Raw genomic sequence first — 18,144 nt, 5'->3', positions numbered from 1 at the left:
CACTCTTTGTGGGCATGCCTGGAGCTGAATATGCAGAAGCCGACTACGCCGAATATCTCGTTCTACAACCTGGCCTGGCGCTGGCATTTCTATGCTGGGCTCTTCGTCATCCCGTTTCTGATCCTGCTCTCGCTCACCGGCATCATCTACCTGTTCAAGCCACAACTTGACCAGCTGATGTATGCCGAGCTGCTGCAGGTCACGCCTGCCGAGCAGGCGATCTCGGCGGATCAGCAACTGGCACTGGTGCGTCAGGCGTATCCAGAGGCGAGCATCAGTCAGTATTTGCCGCCGCTGAACGCCGAGCGTAGCGCGCAGTTTGTGCTGGAGGCTGATGGCCAGGGCCTCAATGTATTTGTTGACCCCTACAGCGCCAGGATTCTCGGCAGCCAGGATGCGCAGTACAACCTGCAGGCCATCGCCCGCCAGCTGCATGGCGACCTGATGATCGGCACCGTCGGCGACCGTCTGATCGAGCTGGCCGCCGGCTGGGGCATCGTGCTGGTGATCTCCGGCTTGTACCTGTGGTGGCCGCGCGGGCGTTCCGGTGCGGGCGTGCTGTGGCCAAGGCTGAGTGCCCGTGGGCGTTTGCTATGGCGTGACCTGCACGCGGTCACCGGGTTCTGGGGCTCGTTGCTGCTGCTATTTATGCTGCTCACCGGCATGACCTGGACCGGCTTCTGGGGCGCGCAATTTGCCGGGGCCTGGAACCACTTCCCGGCTGCGATGTGGGACGACGTACCGCAGTCCGGCAAGCTCGCTGGCAGCCTCAACACCAACAGCCAGCAGACCGTTGCCTGGGCGGTGGAAACCACGCCGCTGCCGGCCTCCGATCCACATGCTGCGCATAACGGCCATGCCACTGCCGAGACACCTGCCGCCCCGGCCAACTTGCTGCAGTACGTGGTCGACACCGCTGCCGAGCGTGGCGTACAGCCGGGTTACAGCATCACCCTGCCGAAAGGTGAAACCGGGGTGTACAGCATCGCCCTGTTCGCCGCCGACCCGCGTAACGACGCCACCCTGCATATCGATCAGTACAGCGGTGCAGTGCTTGCCGACGTGCGCTGGAAGGATTACGGCGTGGTGGCGAAAACCGTGGAAACCGGGGTCATGCTGCATGAGGGCAAGCTGTTCGGCCTGGCCAACCAACTCGTAATGCTCGCGGTGTGTCTGCTGGTGCTGCTCAGCGCGGTCAGCGGCCTGATCATGTGGTGGACGCGGCGTCCGCAAGGCAGCCTGGGCGTGCCACCGCTGCGCCATGACCTGCCGCGCTGGAAAAGCGCCATCGGCATTATGCTGTTGCTCGGTGTGGCGTTCCCGCTGGTGGGGGCCTCCTTGTTGCTGATCGGGGCGCTGGACTGGCTGCTGCTGTCGCGCCTGGGCAGCCTGCGCAAGCCGGTCAGCGGCTGATAGATACCCGTATAAACACCCGGCGCGGGTCTGGCCTGCGCCGTCTCATTGATCCAAGCTACAGCGCACGTCACAGACAGTCAGTCCGTTAGTGGAGGAATACCATGCTGTTGAAGAAGACCCTGTTGCTCGCCGCATTGTTGAGCCCGAGCCTGTTTGCCATGGCGCATGAATATCAGGTGGGCGACATCCATATCGAGCATCCCTGGTCGCGGGAAATGCCGCCGGTAGCGCCGACGGCTGCTGCCTATTTCATCGTGCACAACAAGGGCAGTGCGGCTGATCGCCTGCTCAGCGTTACCACGCCGGTCGCCGGCAAGGCCGAGCTGCACGAGCATATCCATGCCGATGGCCTGATGAAGATGCAGCAGGTGCAGAGCGTGGCCATACCCGCCGGTGGCGAGGCCAGGTTCGAGCCGATGGGCTACCACGTGATGCTGTTCAACCTGAAACAGCAGGCCAAGGACGGCGAGCGTTTTCCGCTGACCCTGACCTTCGAGAAGGCCGGTACGGTCGAGGTAGAGATCGCGGTGCAGAAGGATGCGCCAGAGCAGAAAGCGGCGCACCACTGACAGCATTAATTGTGGGAGGGGCTTTAGCCGCGACGAGTCAAAAGCTCGCGGCTAAAGCCCCTCCCACACAGCAGGTTCTCAAACCAGCCGTGCATCCAGGCTGTTCTGCGCCAGGCGTTGGGCCTGTTCCTGGGTCATGCCCAGGCTGTCGTACAGGGCCGCAAAGTTCTCGGTGACGTAGCCGCCAAAGTAGGCTGGATCGTCCGAGTTCACCGTCACTTTCACCCCGCGTTCGAGCATCTGCAGGATGTTGTGCTGGCGCATGTCGTCGAACACGCAGAGCTTGGTATTCGATAGCGGGCAGACCGTCAGCGGGATCTGCTCGTCGATGATGCGCTGCATCAGCCGCTCGTCTTCGATGGCGCGCACGCCGTGGTCGATGCGATCGATCTTCAGCAGGTCCAGGGCTTCCCAGATGTACTCAGGCGGGCCTTCCTCACCGGCGTGGGCGACGGTCAGCAGGCCTTCGCTGCGCGCCTTGTCGAACACCCGCTGGAACTTGCGCGGCGGGTGGCCCATTTCCGAGCTGTCCAGGCCGACGGCGATAAAGGCATCGCGGAACGGCATGGCTTGCTCAAAGGTTTTGAAGGCTTCTTCTTCGGACAGATGCCGCAGAAAGCTCAGGATCAAACCGTGGCTGATGCCCAACTGCTTCTCGCCATCGACCAGCGCTTGTTTGATACCGCGCAGCACCACCTCGAAGGGAATGCCGCGGTCGGTGTGGGTCTGCGGGTCGAAGAACGGTTCGGTGTGGATCACGTTCTGCGCCTTGCACTTGAGCAGGTAAGCCCAGGTCAGGTCGTAGAAGTCCTGCTCAGTACGCAGCACATCGGCACCGGCGTAATACAGGTCGAGAAACTCCTGCAGGTTGTTGAACGCGTAGGCGCTGCGCAGCGCTTCGACGTCGTTCCAGGGCAGGGCGATCTTGTTGCGCTCGGCCAGGGCAAATAGCAGCTCGGGCTCCAGCGAGCCTTCCAGGTGCAGGTGCAGTTCGGCCTTGGGCAGGGCATTGAGCCAGTCGTACATGGTCAGATCTCGTTATCAGGCGTGGTCGCGACAAAGTTTAACCGTAAGGACAGGATTTCGCCGAATCAGCCCGCAGGTGGTGGATGAAAAAATCGTCATCCACCCTACGCCTGACGGTGTTATGCGCCAGCCTGCTCTTCACGCCGGTAAGCATAGGTGTCGGCAAAGCGTGACAGCAGGTAGTCGGCGCTGGTCACGGACGGATATTTGGGCGGATTGGCGGCGTCCGAGCAATTGGGCAGGCAGCTGATTTCGGTGTCCGGGTGCGGTTCGGCGAAGAACGGCATGGAGTAGCGATCCACCCCCAGCGGGCTGATCACCCGGTGCGGCGTTGAGGTGTAACGGTCGTTGCTCCAGCGCGCCAGCATGTCGCCGATATTCACCACAAAGCTGCCGGCAAGTGGCGGCGCGTCGATCCATTGGCCGTCACGGCTGCGTACCTGCAGGCCGCCGGCGTCGTCCTGATAGAGCAGGGTGATGCAGCCGTAATCGGTATGCGCCCCGGCACCTTGCTGTTCGGCGTTACTGGCGGCGTGGCGCGGCGGGTAGTGGATCATCCGCAGCACGCTGATCGGCTCATGGAAACGTGTGTCGAAAAAGTCGCGGTCGATATCCAGGGCCAGGGTCATGGCGCGCAGCAGGGTTTGCGCCAGTGCCTGCATATCGGCGTAGTGCTGTTCCATCAAGGTTTCCCAACCCGGCAGGTCAGGGTGGCGATTGGCCCCGCGCAGCGGCTTGCCGTCTAAGACCTCGGGGTGATTGAGGTGCATGTGGAAACCCATGTCGAAGGTTTCCTTGAGATCGCTCGGCTTGCTCGGGTCCAGCTGCTCGGTGGCAATTGCGCCGTAGCCACGGTGATGGGCGGTCTGGGTGATATCGATCCTGAGTTTTTCTGGCACCGGCAGGGCGAAGAAGGTCTTGGCCGCGCTCAGCAGTTCGGCGATCCGCGCCGGGCTGATCGGGTGGCCGGTGATATAGAAAAACCCCCAGTCGCGGCAGGCGCGGTCAATCTGCTCGGCCACGGCGGGCCAGGCGGAGGGATCGGCTGAGTAAAGCGGGGCGATATCGATAATCGGTAGTGCGTGCATAGAGGCTCCGGGTGGGGGCGTGCTGCGAGTCTTCTCGTACCCAGGGCAGCAATCATTGTGGGAGGGGCTTTAGCCGCGAGCCGTTCGGTTGTCGCGGCTAAAGCCCCTCCCACAGACGGTTGTCAGCCGATTACTTCGGCAATTCAGCCTTTACGTTCTTCACGTAGTAGTTCATCGAGGCCAGTTCGGCGTTGGTCGCGGCGACGCCGGCCGGGATTTTCTCTACGCCGCTCTGATCCAGGATCGGCCCGGTGAACGGGTGGAACGCGCCGCTTTTGATATCGGCGATGATCTGCTCGGCTTCGGTTTTCACGTCCGCTGGCACCAGATCGCTGATCGGCAGCTTGATGGTGTCTTCAGCCAGGCCGCCCCAGAAATCCTGCGGCGCCCACTTGCCGTCGATCACCGCCTGGGTCGACTTGACGTAGTGCGGGCCCCAGTCGTTGACGATCGAGGTGAGCACGGCCTTCGGCCCGAAGTGCGCCATGTCCGAGGCGTAGCCCACGGAGTAGACGCCGCGACGCTCGGCGGTCTGGATCGGTGCCGGGCTGTCGGTGTGCTGGAACACCACGTCGACGCCCTGGTCGATCAGCGCGTTGGCCGCATCGGATTCCTTGCCTGGATCGAACCAGGAGTTAACCCACACCACCTTGATCTCGGTGCCGGGGTTGTACTTGTCCAGGGCCAGTTGGATAGCGTTGATATCGCGGATCACTTCCGGAATCGGGAAGGAGGCGACGTAACCGATCTTCTTGGTCTTGGTCATCTTCGCCGCGAGGAAACCACCGACATAGCGGCCCTCATAGGAGCGCGACAGGTAGGTGCCGAGGTTCTTGTCCTGCTTGTAGCCGGTGGCGTGCTCGAAGGTCAGCTTGGGGAATTGCTTGGCCACTTTCAGTGTCGGGTTCATATAGCCAAACGAGGTGGTGAATACCAGGTCATAGCCGCCCTTGGCCATGTTGCGGATCACCCGCTCGGCGTCCGCACCTTCCGGCACGTTTTCCACATAGCTGGTCTCGACCTTGTCGCCGAGCTGCTTGATCACCGCTTGACGGCCCTGTTCATGCTGGTAGGTCCAGCCATGGTCGCCAATCGGGCCGATATAGACGAAGCCGACCTTCAGTGGATCGGCGGCGGCAGCGCTCAGGGTGGCGCTAAAGCCAAGGGCGGCAACAAGGGCGCGCAGCAGGGGTTTTGTATTCTTCTTCTGCATGGTCGGTGGAACTCCAGTGGGTGTTGGCGATGGCCGGTTAAACAGCTGCCGGTTGGATTGCAAAAAACTGACCAACTGGACAATTAGCACGCTGCGCCGCGCTAGAACGCAGAACCCCGCCGTGGCGGGGTTCTGTTGTGGTGCTGTGCTGGTGCGTAAAGCCTTTGCGGTGCTGCGTGCTGGTGCGTGGAAAGGCTTAGTGCCCCGGCTGCCAGGGCTTGCCCAGGGATACCGGTGCAAACAGGCGAGTCTTGATCGCATCGCGCGAGAGCAGTACCAGCACCAGGATGGTCGCCACATAGGGCAGCATCGCCAGCAGGTTGGAGGGGATCGACAGGCCGATGCCCTGGGCTACTAGGTGGATGATGCTGGCCAGGCCGAACAGGTAGGCCCCGAGCAGCACGCGCAGTACCCGCCAGCTGGCGAATACCACCAGCGCCAGGGCGATCCAGCCGCGCCCAGCGGTCATGTTTTCCGCCCACATCGGCGTATAGGCCAGCGACAGGTAGCCGCCCGCCAACCCGGCCATGGCCCCGCCGAACAACACCGCCAATGTGCGTACGCGCAGCACCGGCAGGCCCATGGCGCTGGCCGCGTCAGGGTTTTCGCCGACCGCCTGGATGATCAAACCGATGCGGCTTTTCAGCAGCACCCAAGCGACTAAACCGAACAGGGCGAAGGACAGGTAGACCAGAATGTCCTGGGCAAACAGCATGCGCCCAATCAGCGGAATTTCACTGAGCAGCGGAATGGCGATGGGCTCGAAACCGGCCAGCGGTTTGCCAACCCAGGCCGCACCGACAAAGGTCGACAGACCCACGCCGAAGATGGTCAGCGCCAGCCCGGTGGCCACCTGATTGGCGTTAAAGCCCAGGGCCACGGCGGCGAACAGCATCGACAGCAGCATGCCAGCGCTCATCGCCAGCAGCACGCCGAGCCACAGGTTGCCGGTGCTCAGAGCGACGATAAAACCGATCACCGCACCGAACAGCATCATGCCTTCCTGGCCGAGGTTGAGTACGCCGCTCTTCTCGCAGATCAGTTCACCCAGCGCCACCAGCAGCAGCGGCGTACCGGTGCGCACCATGGCGTAGAAGATATTGCTTAGTAAATCGAGATCCATATTTGAAGCCTCAGGCGCGTGCTAAATGTGCAGGTGAAAAGGTGATGTCGATACTGGATGTGGGAGGGGCTTTAGCCGCGACAGTTCTTCGCTTGAAATCGTCGCGGCTAAAGCCCCTCCCACTGTCAGGTGGTCGCCTCGGTGAGCTTCTCGCGCTGCGCCCATTTCCACTTCAGCCGTGGGCGATAGAGGATCAGCACGTCGCAGGCGAGCAGGAAGAACAGCATCATTCCCTGGAACAGCTGGGTGATCGCCTGGGGCAGGTTCATGGTCATCTGCGCGTTCTCGCCGCCCAGGTACAGCAGGGCCATCAGCAGGCTGGCGAACAGAATGCCGAGCGGATTCAGGCGGCCGAGAAAGGCCACGGTGATCGCCGCGTAGCCGTAGCCCGGCGATACCTGCGGCACCAGTTGGCCAATCGGGCCAGCCACTTCACCGACACCCGCCAGCCCGGCCAGGCCGCCGCTGACCAGCAGGGCGAACCAGACCAGGCGCTTCTCACGAAAACCGACAAAACCGGCGGCGCGGCGGTCGAGGCCGAGCACCTTGATCTGAAAACCAAGAAAGCTCTTGTGCAGCAGCACCCACACCGCCACCAGGGCTAGCAGGGCGAAGTACAGGCCGCCGTGCAGGCGGCCGTCCTCACTGACCAGGGGCAGGCGGCTGGCATCGCCGAACATCGCCGACTCGGGGAAGTTGAAGCCGGCCGGGTCCTTCAGCGGGCCATGCACGAAGAACAGCAGCAGGTTCAGCGCGATGTAGTTGAGCATGATGCTGGTGAGGATTTCGTTGGCATTGAACTGCGTGCGCAACCAAGCGGTCAGGCCGCCCCAGGCCGCCCCGGCCGCTGTGCCGGCGAGCACCACCCAGACCAGCGCCCAGCGACTGTCCCAGTCGATAATCTGGATCGCCATGGCGCTGCCGGCCAGCGCGCCGAGCAGCAGCTGACCTTCCGCGCCGATATTCCAGATGCGCGCCTGGTAGGCCACGGCTAGGCCGAGGGCGCAGAGCAGAATCGGCAGCGCCTTGACCAGCAGTTCGGAAACCCCATACCAGTCGGCCAGTGGCGCGATCAGCAAGGTGTGCAGGGTGTCCAGCGGATCGTGGCCGAGCAGGCTAAACAGCAGCGCGCCGCTGCACAGGGTCAGCACGGCGGCGAGCAGCGGCGACAACCAGAGCATGGCGCGCGATTGCTGGCCGCGCGGTTCGAGGGATAACAGCATGGGAAACTCCGTCAGCTCAGGCGGGCAGTAGGGGCTGCCGGCGTGCTCGTGGTAGGGGGAAGCGCGGCGAATTCGCCGGCCATCCAGCGGCCGACATCAACGGCTTCGGTTTCAACCGTGGCGGCCAGGGGCGAGAGCTTGCCGCTGCACAGCGCGCCAATGCGGTCGCTGATCTGGAACAGCTCGTCGAGGTCTTCGGAAATCACCAGGATCGCCGCGCCGGCATCGCGCAGGGCAATCAGCGCGCGATGAATCGCCGCCGCCGCGCCCACATCCACGCCCCAGGTCGGGTGCGCCGCCACCAGTAGTTTTGGGTTCTGCAGGATTTCGCGGCCGAGGATAAATTTCTGCAGGTTGCCGCCGGACAGGCTGCGCGCTGCGGCATCGGCGTCCGGTGTCTTCACCGCAAAACGTTTGATGATTTCGTCGGCCAGGGCGCGCACCTTGCTGCGCTGGATCAGCCCACGGCTCAGCAAGCCTTGCTGGAAGGCGGTGAGCATGGCGTTATCACTCAGGCTCATATCCGGCACCGCGCCATGGCCCAGGCGCTCGGCCGGAACAAAGGCCAGGCCCAGCTTGCGCCGCGCATCCGGGTACAGATCGGCAATCGGTTGGGTATCCAGGCTGATGCGTTCGCGCTCGCTGCGTGATAGCCGCGTTTCCCCGCTAAGTAGAGCGAGCAGCTCGTCCTGACCATTGCCGGCGACCCCGGCGATACCGACGATCTCACCGCTGCGCACCTCCAGACGGATCTGGCTGAGGGTGCAGCCGAACGGGTCGGCGTTGTCCCAGCTGAGGTCATCCACGCGTAGGCGCGACAGGCCGCCACTGGCTTTCGGGTAACTGCTTTCCAGGCCTTCGGCATCGCCGACCATCAGCCGCGCCAGCTGCAGGTCGCTGCATTGCGCCGGCACGCAATGGCCCGAGACTTTGCCGCCGCGCAGCACCGTGGCGCTCTGGCACAAGGCGCGTACTTCGCCGAGCTTGTGGCTGATAAACAAGATGCTGCAGCCCTCGGCCGCCAGGCGGCGCAGGGTGACGAACAGCTCGTCGGCCTCCTGTGGGGTCAGCACTGAGGTCGGTTCATCGAGGATCAGCAGTTTGATCTCCTGCATCAGGCAGCGGACGATCTCCACCCGCTGCCGTTCACCGATGGACAGGCTATGCACCAGTCGGCCCGGTTCCAGAGCCATACCGTAACGCTGCGAGACTTCGCGAATCTTCGGTTCCAGCTGCTTCGGTGTACCGGCCGCCGCGCCCATGGCCAGGGCGATGTTCTCCGCCACTGTCAGGGTCTCGAACAGCGAGAAGTGCTGAAACACCATGCCTACGCCAAGGCTGCGCGCCATGGCCGGGTCGCGCATCTTCAGGAGTTCGCCCTGCCAGCGGATCTCACCGCTGTCGGGCTGGGTAACGCCGTAGATGATCTTCATCAGGGTGCTTTTGCCTGCACCGTTCTCGCCGAGCAACGCATGGATTTCCCCAGGGGCGATGCTCAGGTCGATACGGTCATTGGCCAGGCAGCCGGGGTAGCGCTTGCTGATACCGCTCAGCTGCAAGCGTGGAACAGAAGGGGAACTGGACATGGGCAGAGGCTCAGGAATGACAACTGCCCTGGCTAAAGCAAAAAACTGGCCAGCGGGTCAGAAAAGCACGTTACGCCGTGCTGGCCGCTGGGCAGATGCAACACCATGGCTGCCGAAGGCTCCAGCTTGGTGCGCAGTCTTGCGGCTTGGTGCGTTTTGGCGCATCGCGGGCAAGGCAGCGCCTTGCCAGCACTGTCACGCTACCGCCCCTGTAGGAGCGGGCTTGCCCGCGATAAATCCTGAGGTAGACGCAGGCTTACAGCCACACCGCATCCCATAACGGGTAATCGCCAATGCGCTTTACCAGGCCGGCGCGTAATGGATTGGCGACGATATAACGAGCCGCCGATTGCAGGTCTTCATCCTGGCGCAGTGCTCGGTCGTGGTAACCCGGCTGCCAAATTGGGCCCTGTGTGCCGAGGTACTGATTGATCTGCCGTGCGCTGTTGCTTTTGATACGGCGCATCAATTCATCCAGAGAGCCTGTCTGCAGTCGCATAAGCCAATGCAGGTGATCGGGCATCACTACCCAGGCCAGAGACGCAACCTGTTGTCGCTCATGGGCTGCGCGCAGTTCAGTGATCAGTAAGCGGGCCAGTCTGAAGTCGCCGAATAGCGGACGGCGTTGCAGCAGGGTGCTGGTTAGCAGGTAAATGCGTTCGGGTTCTGAATGGCGACCATGCCGCAGGCTATGGCCGTGGGGTTTTGCAGGCATTCCATTGCCTCTTGTGGTGTCTCCGAAATTGATCGCGGGCAAGCCCGCTCCTACAAAAGCGTAGTGCAGTGAGTCTACTGTGGCTGCAACGCCTCACGGCCACGGCTGATATCCGCCAGCAACCGCTGCAGCTCGGCGACCCGTGGCGCGGGGATGGCCAGGTGCAGCTCGGCCCCCGTGGCGTCGTAGTTTTCGCTTTCCAGCAGGCAGTCGAGTTCCGCCAGGCGTGCCTTGAGCAGCGGCAGTTCGGCGAACAGGCAATGACAACGGTACTGCGCGCGGGCCACCAACTCGATGCGCGGGGCGGCTTGCAGGCATTTGTTGGCGCTGCCGCCGTAGGCGCGGGCCAGGCCGCCGGTGCCGAGCTGGATGCCGCCGTAGAAGCGGATTACCAGTACCGCGACCTGATCCATCTCCTGGCTCTCGATGGCCGCGAGTATCGGCCGGCCAGCCGTACCACCGGGTTCGCCATCGTCGCTGAAACGGTATTGCTGGCCAACCTTCCAGGCCCAGCAGTTATGGCTGGCGCTGGCGTCGCTGTGCGTCGTGATAAACGCCTGCGCCTCGGCCGCGCTGGCGACCGGCGCGGCGAGGGCGATAAAGCGGCTTTTGCGAATCTCCTCGCGGTAGTCGCAAGGGCCGAGCAGGGTAAAGGGCATCAGGCGTCTTTGGTTGGCGGCGTCAGGCCGCAGCCCTTGAGGATGATGCGGATCAGGTTGTCGCCGGCTTCTTCATAGTCCTGCTTGGTCAGCCGCGCGCGGCCAGTGACGCGACAGATCTGCGAGGCAAAGTCGGCGTAGTGCTGGGTGCTGCCCCACAGCAGGAAGATCAGATGCACCGGATCGACCGGGTCCATCTTGCCGGCGGCGCTCCAGGCTGCAAACACCGCGGCGCGGCCACGGAACCAGGCCTGGTAATCCTGGTTGAGCATCTGCGAGAGGTGCTCGCCACCGCTGATCACTTCCATCGCATAGATGCGCGAGGCTTTCGGATGGCGGCGGGAGAACTCCATCTTGGCGCGGATATAACCGGCCAGCGCGGTGGCCGGGTCGTCGTCGACGGTCAGGTTGTTGAAGGTGTTGTCCCACAGCTCAAGGATGTTCACCAGCACCGCCTGATACAGCCCCAGCTTGTTGCTGAAGTAGTAGTGCAGGTTGGCTTTCGGCAGCCCGACGGTCTGCGCGATGGTGTTCATGCTGGTGCCTTTGAAGCCGTGGCGAGCGAACTCTTCTTCGGCGGCCTTGATGATCGCTTCTTCGTTTTTCTGACGAATGCGCCCGGCGGGTTTGTTGTTTGAATCGGCTCGGTGCGCAAGTACTTCAACAGTCATGGGCGGTTCCGCAGTGGTCAGGTTTTCGGACGACTGCACTGATACCCCAGCGCCGCTTGGGTGACAAGCGCAAGGGGCAGAAAAAGCTGGCTAAGCGCCATTTACCGGGCGTTGTGCACCGTCTTTGTGCGAAAAAATCGCACATGGCTGCTGCTTGTGCAGTGATCCCGTCAACGCGCCTCAACGGCCGATTAGCCTTCCGCCAGCGTCTCCAGAAAGCTCTCCAGCACCAGATGCGGGCGGCGGCCTTTGCGGGTGACCGAGGCCAGGCTGATGTCGTAGAAGCGGCTGGTCGGTTTCAGTACGCGCAGGCGGCCCTGTTGCACCCAGGCGCTGGCGTAGTGGTCGGGCAGGTAGCCGATATAGCGCCCGGTCAGGATCAGAAAGGCCATGCCTTCGCGGTCCGAGGCGCTGGCCGTGCAGTTCAGCGCCTGGTAGTGGCTCTGCACCTCGGGCGGCAGGCGGAAGGTCGGGGCGATGGCTTCCTGGCTATTCAGGCGTTCATCTTCCAGCTGCTGGTCATCGACATAGAACAGCGGGTGGCCGACCGCGCAGTAGAGCAGTGAGCGCTCGTCGTACAGCGTCTGGTATTCCAGCCCGGACAGCGCGCCGGCCTGCGGCACCACGCCGATATGCAAGCGGCCGTCGAGCACGCCTTGCTCGACCTCGCTCGGCGGGGTCATGCGGATATGGATGCGCACGTCCGGGCCGCGCTCCTTGAGGCGCGCCAGGGCGTTGGTGATGCGCATGTGCGGCACCGTGACCAGGTTGTCGGTTAGGCCGATATTCAGCTCGCCGCGCAGGTGCTGGTGCAGGCCGTTGACCTCGGTGCGAAAGCTCTCCAGCGCCGCCAACAACTGCTGGGTGCTCTGGAATACCTCGCGGCCTTCTTCGGTCAGGGCAAAGCCGGCACGGCCGCGCTGACACAGACGCAGGCCGAGGCGCTGCTCCAGGTCGCTCATCTGCTGGCTGATCGCCGAGCGGCCTATCCCTAAGGCACTTTCCGCAGCGGAAAAGCCGCCGCATTCCACCACGCTGCGAAACAGCTTGAGCAGGCGAATATCAAAATCACTGACCTGGGCCAGCGGGTCGGGGCGGCGAGTGCTCATGCTGTGCTGCTCATTGTGTTGGGCTCATTGTTTAGCGAGTGATTAACTAAAGATAAGAAGAGTCGTGTTTTCACGACTCTATGCCCGTGGCACCTTTACTGGCAACTGCTTCTCCACATAAGAACACCGCCCTTCCTTGCGAGGCCGCACCATGAACATGCCGCAGACCGCCACCCCGTCCCTGGCCAGCCAGCTCAAGCTGGATGCGCACTGGATGCCGTTTTCCGCCAACCGCAACTTCAAGCGCGACCCGCGTTTGATCGTCGGTGCCGACGGCAACTACTTTATCGACGACAAGGGCCGGCGCATCTTCGACAGCCTGTCCGGGCTGTGGACCTGCGGTGCAGGGCATAACCGCAAGGAAATTCAGGACGCGGTGGCCAAGCAATTGGGCACCCTCGATTACGCGCCGGGCTTCCAGTACGGCCACCCGCTGTCCTATCAGCTGGCAGAGAAAATCACCGAGCTGACCCCAGCCGGCCTCGACCACGTGTTCTACACCGACTCCGGCTCCGAGTGCGCCGACACCTCGGTGAAGATGGCCAAGGCCTACTGGCGCTTGAAAGGCCAGCCGAGCAAAACCAAGTTTATCGGTCGCGCCCGTGGTTATCACGGCGTGAACATCGCCGGCACCGCCCTGGGCGGCATCGGCGGTAACCGCAAGATGTTCGGCCAGATGATGGACGCCGACCACCTGCCGCACACCCTGCAGTCGCACCTGGCCTTCACCAAGGGCATGGCGGCAACCGGCGGCGTGGAACTGGCCAACGAACTGCTGAAGCTGATCGAACTGCACGACGCCTCGAACATCGCCGCGGTGATCGTCGAGCCGATGTCCGGTTCCGCTGGCGTGATCGTGCCGCCAGTTGGCTACCTGCAGCGCCTGCGTGAAATCTGCACCCAGCACAATATTCTGCTGATCTTCGACGAAGTGATCACCGCTTACGGCCGCATGGGTAAATGGACCGGTGCCGAATTCTTCGGCGTGGTTCCGGACCTGATGAACACCGCCAAGCAGATCACCAACGGCGCGATTCCGCTGGGCGCAGTGATCGCCTCCTGCGAGATCTACAACACCTTTATGAACCAGGCGATCCCCGAGCACATGGTCGAGTTCGGCCACGGCTACACCTACTCGGGTCACCCGGTAGCCTGCGCCGCCGGCCTGGCAACCCTGGAGCTGCTCAAGCGCGACAACCTGATCGAGCAGTCCGCCGCCCTGGCGCCGATCTTTGAAGACAAGCTGCATAGCCTCAAGGGCAGCAAGAACGTCATCGACATCCGCAACTGCGGCCTGGCCGGCGCGATCCAGATCAGCCCACGTGATGGCGACCCGGTGATCCGTCCCTTCGAGGCCGGCATCAAGCTGTGGAACGCCGGTTTCTACGTGCGCTTCGGCGGCGACACCCTGCAGTTCGGGCCAACCTTCAACACCACGCCCGAGCAGCTGGACTCCGTGTTCAACGCCGTCGGCGATGTGCTGAACAGCCTGGATTAAGCCAAACACTATTCCCTGTAGGAGCGGCCTTGGCCGCGATCAAGCCACCAGCGAATCGCGGGCATGGCCCGCTCCTACAACAACAAATCTGTTACCAAGGAATTGCCATGACCATCGTTACCCACCTGATCCACGGCGAAATGACCGCCGGCACCGGCCGCAGCGCTGACGTTTTCAACCCGGCCACCGGTGCAGCGACCAAGAAAGTTGCCCTGGCCGACCGCGCCACCATGCAACTGGCCATCGACTCGGCCAAGAGCGCCTTCCCGGCCTGGCGCAACACCCCGCCAGCCAAACGCGCCCAGGTGATGTTCCGTTTCAAGCAACTGCTGGAGCAGCACGAAGCGACCATCTCCAAGCTGATCAGTGAAGAGCACGGCAAAACCCTGGAAGACGCCGCCGGTGAGCTCAAGCGCGGCATCGAAAACGTCGAATTCGCCTGCGCCGCCCCGGAAATCCTCAAGGGCGAGTACAGCCGCAACGTCGGCCCGAATATCGACGCCTGGAGCGACATGCAGCCAATCGGCGTTGTCGCCGGCATCACCCCGTTCAACTTCCCAGCCATGGTGCCGCTGTGGATGTACCCGCTGGCCATCGTCTGCGGCAACTGCTTCATCCTCAAGCCGTCCGAGCGTGACCCAAGCTCCACCCTGTATATCGCCCAACTGCTGCAAGAAGCCGGTCTGCCGAAAGGCGTACTCAACGTGGTGCACGGCGACAAGGAAGCGGTGGATGCGCTGATCGAAGCGCCGGAAGTCAAAGCCCTGAGCTTTGTCGGCTCGACTCCTATCGCTGAGTACATCTATAGCGAAGGCACCAAGCGCGGTAAGCGCGTACAGGCCTTGGGCGGCGCGAAGAACCACGCCGTGCTGATGCCCGATGCCGACCTGGACAACGCCGTCAGCGCACTGATGGGCGCGGCCTACGGTTCCTGTGGCGAGCGCTGCATGGCCATCTCGGTGGCCGTGTGCGTAGGCGACCAGATCGCCGATGCGCTGGTCGAGAAGATCGTGCCGCAGATCAAAGCGCTGAAAATCGGTGCTGGCACCTCCTGCGGCCTGGACATGGGCCCGCTGGTTACCGGCGCGGCGCGTGACAAGGTCAAAGGCTACATCGACGCTGGCGTGGCCCAGGGCGCAAGCCTGGTGGTCGACGGTCGTGATTTGGTGGTGGCGGGCCATGAGAATGGTTATTTCGTCGGCGGCACGCTTTTTGACAGAGTTACGCCTGAAATGACCATCTACACCGACGAAATCTTCGGCCCAGTGCTGTGCATCGTCCGCGTCGGCAGCCTCGAAGCCGCCATGCAGCTGATCAACGACCACGAGTACGGCAACGGCACCTGCATCTTCACCCGCGACGGTGAAGCCGCCCGCCTGTTCTGCGACGAAATCGAAGTCGGCATGGTCGGCGTCAACGTACCGCTGCCCGTACCGGTCAGCTACCACAGCTTCGGCGGCTGGAAGCGCTCGCTGTTCGGCGACCTGCACGCCTACGGCCCGGACGGTGTGCGCTTCTACACCCGCAAAAAAGCCATCACCCAGCGTTGGCCGCAGCGCGCCAGCCACGAGGCTGCGCAGTTCGCTTTCCCGAGTAATGGCTAAGTAACACCCAAGGGGGCTGATCGCAGGATCAGCCCCTTTTTTGATGCAACTGCGACCTGTAGGAGGGGCTTTAGCCGCGAGCTTTTGCGACCATTGCCAAGTCACCCACAGGCGCAATTATTCTGTAGGAGCGGCCTTGGCCGCGATCAAGGCCACCACCGAATCGCGGGCAAGCCCGCTCCTACAAAAGCAAAAACCAGCCGCGCGGGCGCGGCGTTGGTGCAGTGACCGCAGGTTACGGCACCCCTTGGGTGAGCGGGTTCAGGGTTTCCTGATCCGCAAGCCCGCTCTCCCAAGGGCAGCCCACTTCAATTATTAATGAAGAGGACTCCTTGCAATGAGCAAACCCATGATTGGCCTTCCCCTGTGCCGTTGGCAGCTGACCAGCCGTGATATCGGCTGGTTTCACCTGGTCGGTGAGAAGTACATCCACGCGGTCACCGGCTTCGGTGCCTTCCCGCTGATGATCCCGGCTTTCGGCGACGATCTGGACATGGACACCGTGCTGGATAACGTCAGCGGCATCATGTTCGGCGGCTCACTCTCCAACGTGCACCCCAGCTTCTACGGCGACGACCATCCCGGCCTCGGCCTGGCCGACAAACCGCGTGATGAAACCGTACTGCGCCTGCTGCGCGCCTGTATCGACCGTGGCATTCCCTTCCTCGGCATCTGCCGGGGCATGCAGGAAATGAACGTGCTGTTTGGCGGCACCCTGCACCGTGAAGTGCATGAAGTTGAAGGTCGTCTTGATCACCGCGAGGTGAAGGATGTACCGGACGACGTGGCCTACGGCCCGATTCACAACGTGGCCCTGACTGAGGGCGGCGTGTTGCATTCGCTGTTCGGCGAGCGGCAGATCAAGGTCAACTCGTTGCATGGTCAGGGGGTTGATCGTCTCGGCGAGGGCTTGCAGGTTGAAGCCGTGGCCGGGGATGGGCAGATCGAGGCGGTCAGCGTGATTGGCGCCAAGGCGTTTGCCGTTGGGGTGCAGTGGCATCCCGAGTATCGCTATTGGGAGAAGGCGGATTACAACGCGCTGTTGGGGGCGTTTCATCAGGCTGCGCGGGAATATCAGGTGAAGAAGCTTGAGCGTCGTGGCGAGGCGGCGGTGGCTTAAACACTGCGCTGGTGATTGAAAACAAAAGGCCCGTCGAGTGACGGGCCTTTTTGTTTTGGGAGTTGATGGGTATCGCTGTGCTCAACCCATTCTGCGTGCTGCTAGTAGAAACTTATGGTTGTTTTCAGCCGGTCAGCAAAATCATAGATTTCGTCGAGTGAACTGATTGGATGGCGTGTTTCGTTCTTTTCTTGGTCAAAAATACCGATATATTTCTGCGTGCGGTTGAAGTGTAAGCGGCATATCGGTTTTCGATTATTGTCGTCTAGCAATATTCCAAAGTAACTTTGCGTGTCACGTTGAATAATTCGTTTTGAGTCAACAACCGAGCGCACAATTGCTTTGACGATATGATAGCCCTCAAGTTCTTCCAGCGTTGTCAGAACCTTGTCTTCTGCATTGTCGTCAATTTGTTCGTTCGCTGGGTCTGTTGGCGATGAAATCGTGGCGGCGTAACTGGGTTGAATTGCTCCGCTCATGGCTGACTTCAGGCGGTCATTTATTTGGTCGTTCAAGAACTGTGCGACTGCCTTGCGGGTCAGCTCTGCAAATTGCTCGCGGACTTTTTGAGTGATCATCCCTTCGTAAACGCGGGATGCAAAGAATTTTACGAAGTCGTCGTCTGGCTTGGTGAATTGAAGTGCGATTTGTTTTTTTATCTGACTGACATATTTTAGTTCGCCCGCTGCGTTGACTATGGACTCAACATCGAAGGCTGATTTTGTGAGCTTTAAAAGTTCGGGTACGGCGTGCTCGTCTATGTCCAGCAAGTCCAGTTCAAGGAATGGCTTTTCATCCATTTTGTTTGGAGCGTCAAGGTCGGTAAAGAATTTATAGACTTGACCATTAGTTAGAATTGAGATTCTGGCGCTTGTTACATGAAAGTAGCGGAAGAGTTGTGATGCATGGTTGATGTTAAGCGGTTCGCCGATTTTCTTACATTCGATCAGTATCTGAACTTCGCCATCTTTTAATATTGCATAGTCAATTTTTTCACCCTTCTTCGTGCCAATGTCACAGACGAACTCTGGGGTTACTTCCCTTGGGTCAAATACGTCATAGCCGAGAACGGTGTTTATAAATGGCATGACAAATGCGTTTTTGGTTGCTTCTTCCGTTTTAATTGCACTTGCCTGCTGACGGATTTTTGCTGAAAGGCTGTTTAACTTATCGAAGAACTCCATGTTTAGCTCCTTGCTATTGATGCGGTATTTTTCTGTGCGCCCGTAGGATGGATTGAGCGTAGCGATACCCTTCAATAATGGCCATTCGAGATCATCATTCGTTGTGCCTCCTGCAGTGGTACCTGTGTTCACGCCGCTTTTGTGTTACCCGCTCTAACGGTTCCGCCCTTACGGCGGCTCACTTTTGGCAAACGCCCCAAAAGTAAGCAAAAAGTCTTGCCCCTTGCATCCGGGTCTCGCTGCGCTCGACTTCCCTCGTTCCATCATTGCTCCAGGGGCACGCCGCGAAGGGCCATCCCTGGCCCATCGCGGCTCTCGCGGCATCCATGCCGCTCAACCC

General features: G+C 61.4%; 16 protein-coding genes. 5 read left to right on the top strand and 11 right to left on the bottom strand.

Annotation, left to right across the window (positions count from 1 at the left end; all coding sequences use genetic code 11):
- Positions 1–30 precede the first annotated feature (30 nt).
- Positions 31–1,413 carry a PepSY-associated TM helix domain-containing protein gene (locus WBK23_RS17795; RefSeq protein WP_424485265.1) on the top strand — a complete coding sequence of 461 codons (1,383 nt, stop codon included), beginning with the start codon at positions 31–33 and terminating at the stop codon, positions 1,411–1,413.
- 104 nt (positions 1,414–1,517) lie between these two features.
- A complete protein-coding gene (locus WBK23_RS17790) occupies positions 1,518–1,985 on the top strand; it encodes a copper chaperone PCu(A)C (protein ID WP_424485264.1) in 468 nt (155 codons plus the stop codon).
- Between the two features lie 78 nt (positions 1,986–2,063).
- On the opposite strand, the gene WBK23_RS17785 is transcribed toward WBK23_RS17790, so the two are convergent.
- From WBK23_RS17785 to WBK23_RS17740, 10 genes are all read right to left on the bottom strand, one after another.
- Entirely contained in the window at positions 2,064–3,011 is a 948-nt protein-coding gene (locus WBK23_RS17785; protein ID WP_424485263.1) for an adenosine deaminase, read from the bottom strand.
- Between the two features lie 119 nt (positions 3,012–3,130).
- A complete protein-coding gene (locus WBK23_RS17780) occupies positions 3,131–4,099 on the bottom strand; it encodes a 2-oxoglutarate and iron-dependent oxygenase domain-containing protein (protein ID WP_424485262.1) in 969 nt (322 codons plus the stop codon).
- 130 nt (positions 4,100–4,229) lie between these two features.
- Positions 4,230–5,312: a BMP family ABC transporter substrate-binding protein gene (locus WBK23_RS17775; protein ID WP_424485261.1), complete on the bottom strand. Its 1,083-nt coding sequence runs from the start codon at positions 5,310–5,312 to the stop codon at positions 4,230–4,232.
- A 196-nt stretch (positions 5,313–5,508) separates the two neighbouring features.
- Complete coding sequence (locus tag WBK23_RS17770; RefSeq protein ID WP_160016037.1) at positions 5,509–6,435, bottom strand: ABC transporter permease; 927 nt, start codon at positions 6,433–6,435, stop codon at positions 5,509–5,511.
- Positions 6,436–6,560: 125 nt separating this feature from the next.
- On the bottom strand, positions 6,561–7,658 hold the full coding sequence (locus tag WBK23_RS17765) for an ABC transporter permease (RefSeq protein ID WP_424485260.1): 1,098 nt from the start codon (positions 7,656–7,658) through the stop codon (positions 6,561–6,563).
- An 11-nt stretch (positions 7,659–7,669) separates the two neighbouring features.
- Positions 7,670–9,244, bottom strand: a complete 1,575-nt coding sequence (locus tag WBK23_RS17760; RefSeq protein WP_424485259.1) for an ABC transporter ATP-binding protein — start codon at positions 9,242–9,244, stop codon at positions 7,670–7,672.
- A 256-nt stretch (positions 9,245–9,500) separates the two neighbouring features.
- Positions 9,501–9,959 carry an REP-associated tyrosine transposase gene (locus WBK23_RS17755; RefSeq protein ID WP_424485335.1) on the bottom strand — a complete coding sequence of 153 codons (459 nt, stop codon included), beginning with the start codon at positions 9,957–9,959 and terminating at the stop codon, positions 9,501–9,503.
- Between the two features lie 74 nt (positions 9,960–10,033).
- Positions 10,034–10,618, bottom strand: a complete 585-nt coding sequence (locus WBK23_RS17750) for an IMPACT family protein (protein WP_424485258.1) — start codon at positions 10,616–10,618, stop codon at positions 10,034–10,036.
- On the bottom strand, positions 10,618–11,289 hold the full coding sequence (locus WBK23_RS17745) for a TetR/AcrR family transcriptional regulator (protein WP_424485257.1): 672 nt from the start codon (positions 11,287–11,289) through the stop codon (positions 10,618–10,620). Before WBK23_RS17745 ends, WBK23_RS17750 begins: the two co-directional genes overlap by 1 nt.
- A 191-nt stretch (positions 11,290–11,480) precedes the next feature.
- Entirely contained in the window at positions 11,481–12,398 is a 918-nt protein-coding gene (locus WBK23_RS17740; protein ID WP_424485256.1) for a LysR family transcriptional regulator, read from the bottom strand.
- A gap of 151 nt (positions 12,399–12,549) precedes the next feature.
- Here WBK23_RS17740 and WBK23_RS17735 point away from each other — a divergent pair, with 151 nt between their 5' ends.
- From WBK23_RS17735 to WBK23_RS17725, 3 genes are all read left to right on the top strand, one after another.
- The gene (locus WBK23_RS17735; RefSeq protein ID WP_424485255.1) at positions 12,550–13,896 is read left to right on the top strand and encodes an aspartate aminotransferase family protein; all 1,347 of its coding nucleotides are present in this window, start codon (positions 12,550–12,552) and stop codon (positions 13,894–13,896) included.
- A gap of 107 nt (positions 13,897–14,003) precedes the next feature.
- On the top strand, positions 14,004–15,500 hold the full coding sequence (locus tag WBK23_RS17730) for a CoA-acylating methylmalonate-semialdehyde dehydrogenase (protein ID WP_424485254.1): 1,497 nt from the start codon (positions 14,004–14,006) through the stop codon (positions 15,498–15,500).
- A 349-nt stretch (positions 15,501–15,849) separates the two neighbouring features.
- The gene (locus tag WBK23_RS17725; protein WP_424485253.1) at positions 15,850–16,620 is read left to right on the top strand and encodes a gamma-glutamyl-gamma-aminobutyrate hydrolase family protein; all 771 of its coding nucleotides are present in this window, start codon (positions 15,850–15,852) and stop codon (positions 16,618–16,620) included.
- 101 nt (positions 16,621–16,721) lie between these two features.
- Here the strand turns inward: WBK23_RS17725 and WBK23_RS17720 are convergent, their stop codons facing one another.
- Positions 16,722–17,804, bottom strand: a complete 1,083-nt coding sequence (locus WBK23_RS17720) for a type I restriction endonuclease (protein WP_424485252.1) — start codon at positions 17,802–17,804, stop codon at positions 16,722–16,724.
- Positions 17,805–18,144 lie beyond the last annotated feature (340 nt).

The sequence above is a fragment of the Pseudomonas sp. genome (assembly GCF_049653025.1).
Lineage (GTDB): Bacteria > Pseudomonadota > Gammaproteobacteria > Pseudomonadales > Pseudomonadaceae > Aquipseudomonas.
Note: the sequence above shows the minus strand (reverse complement) of the source record. Positions and strands in the feature narration are given on the sequence as shown.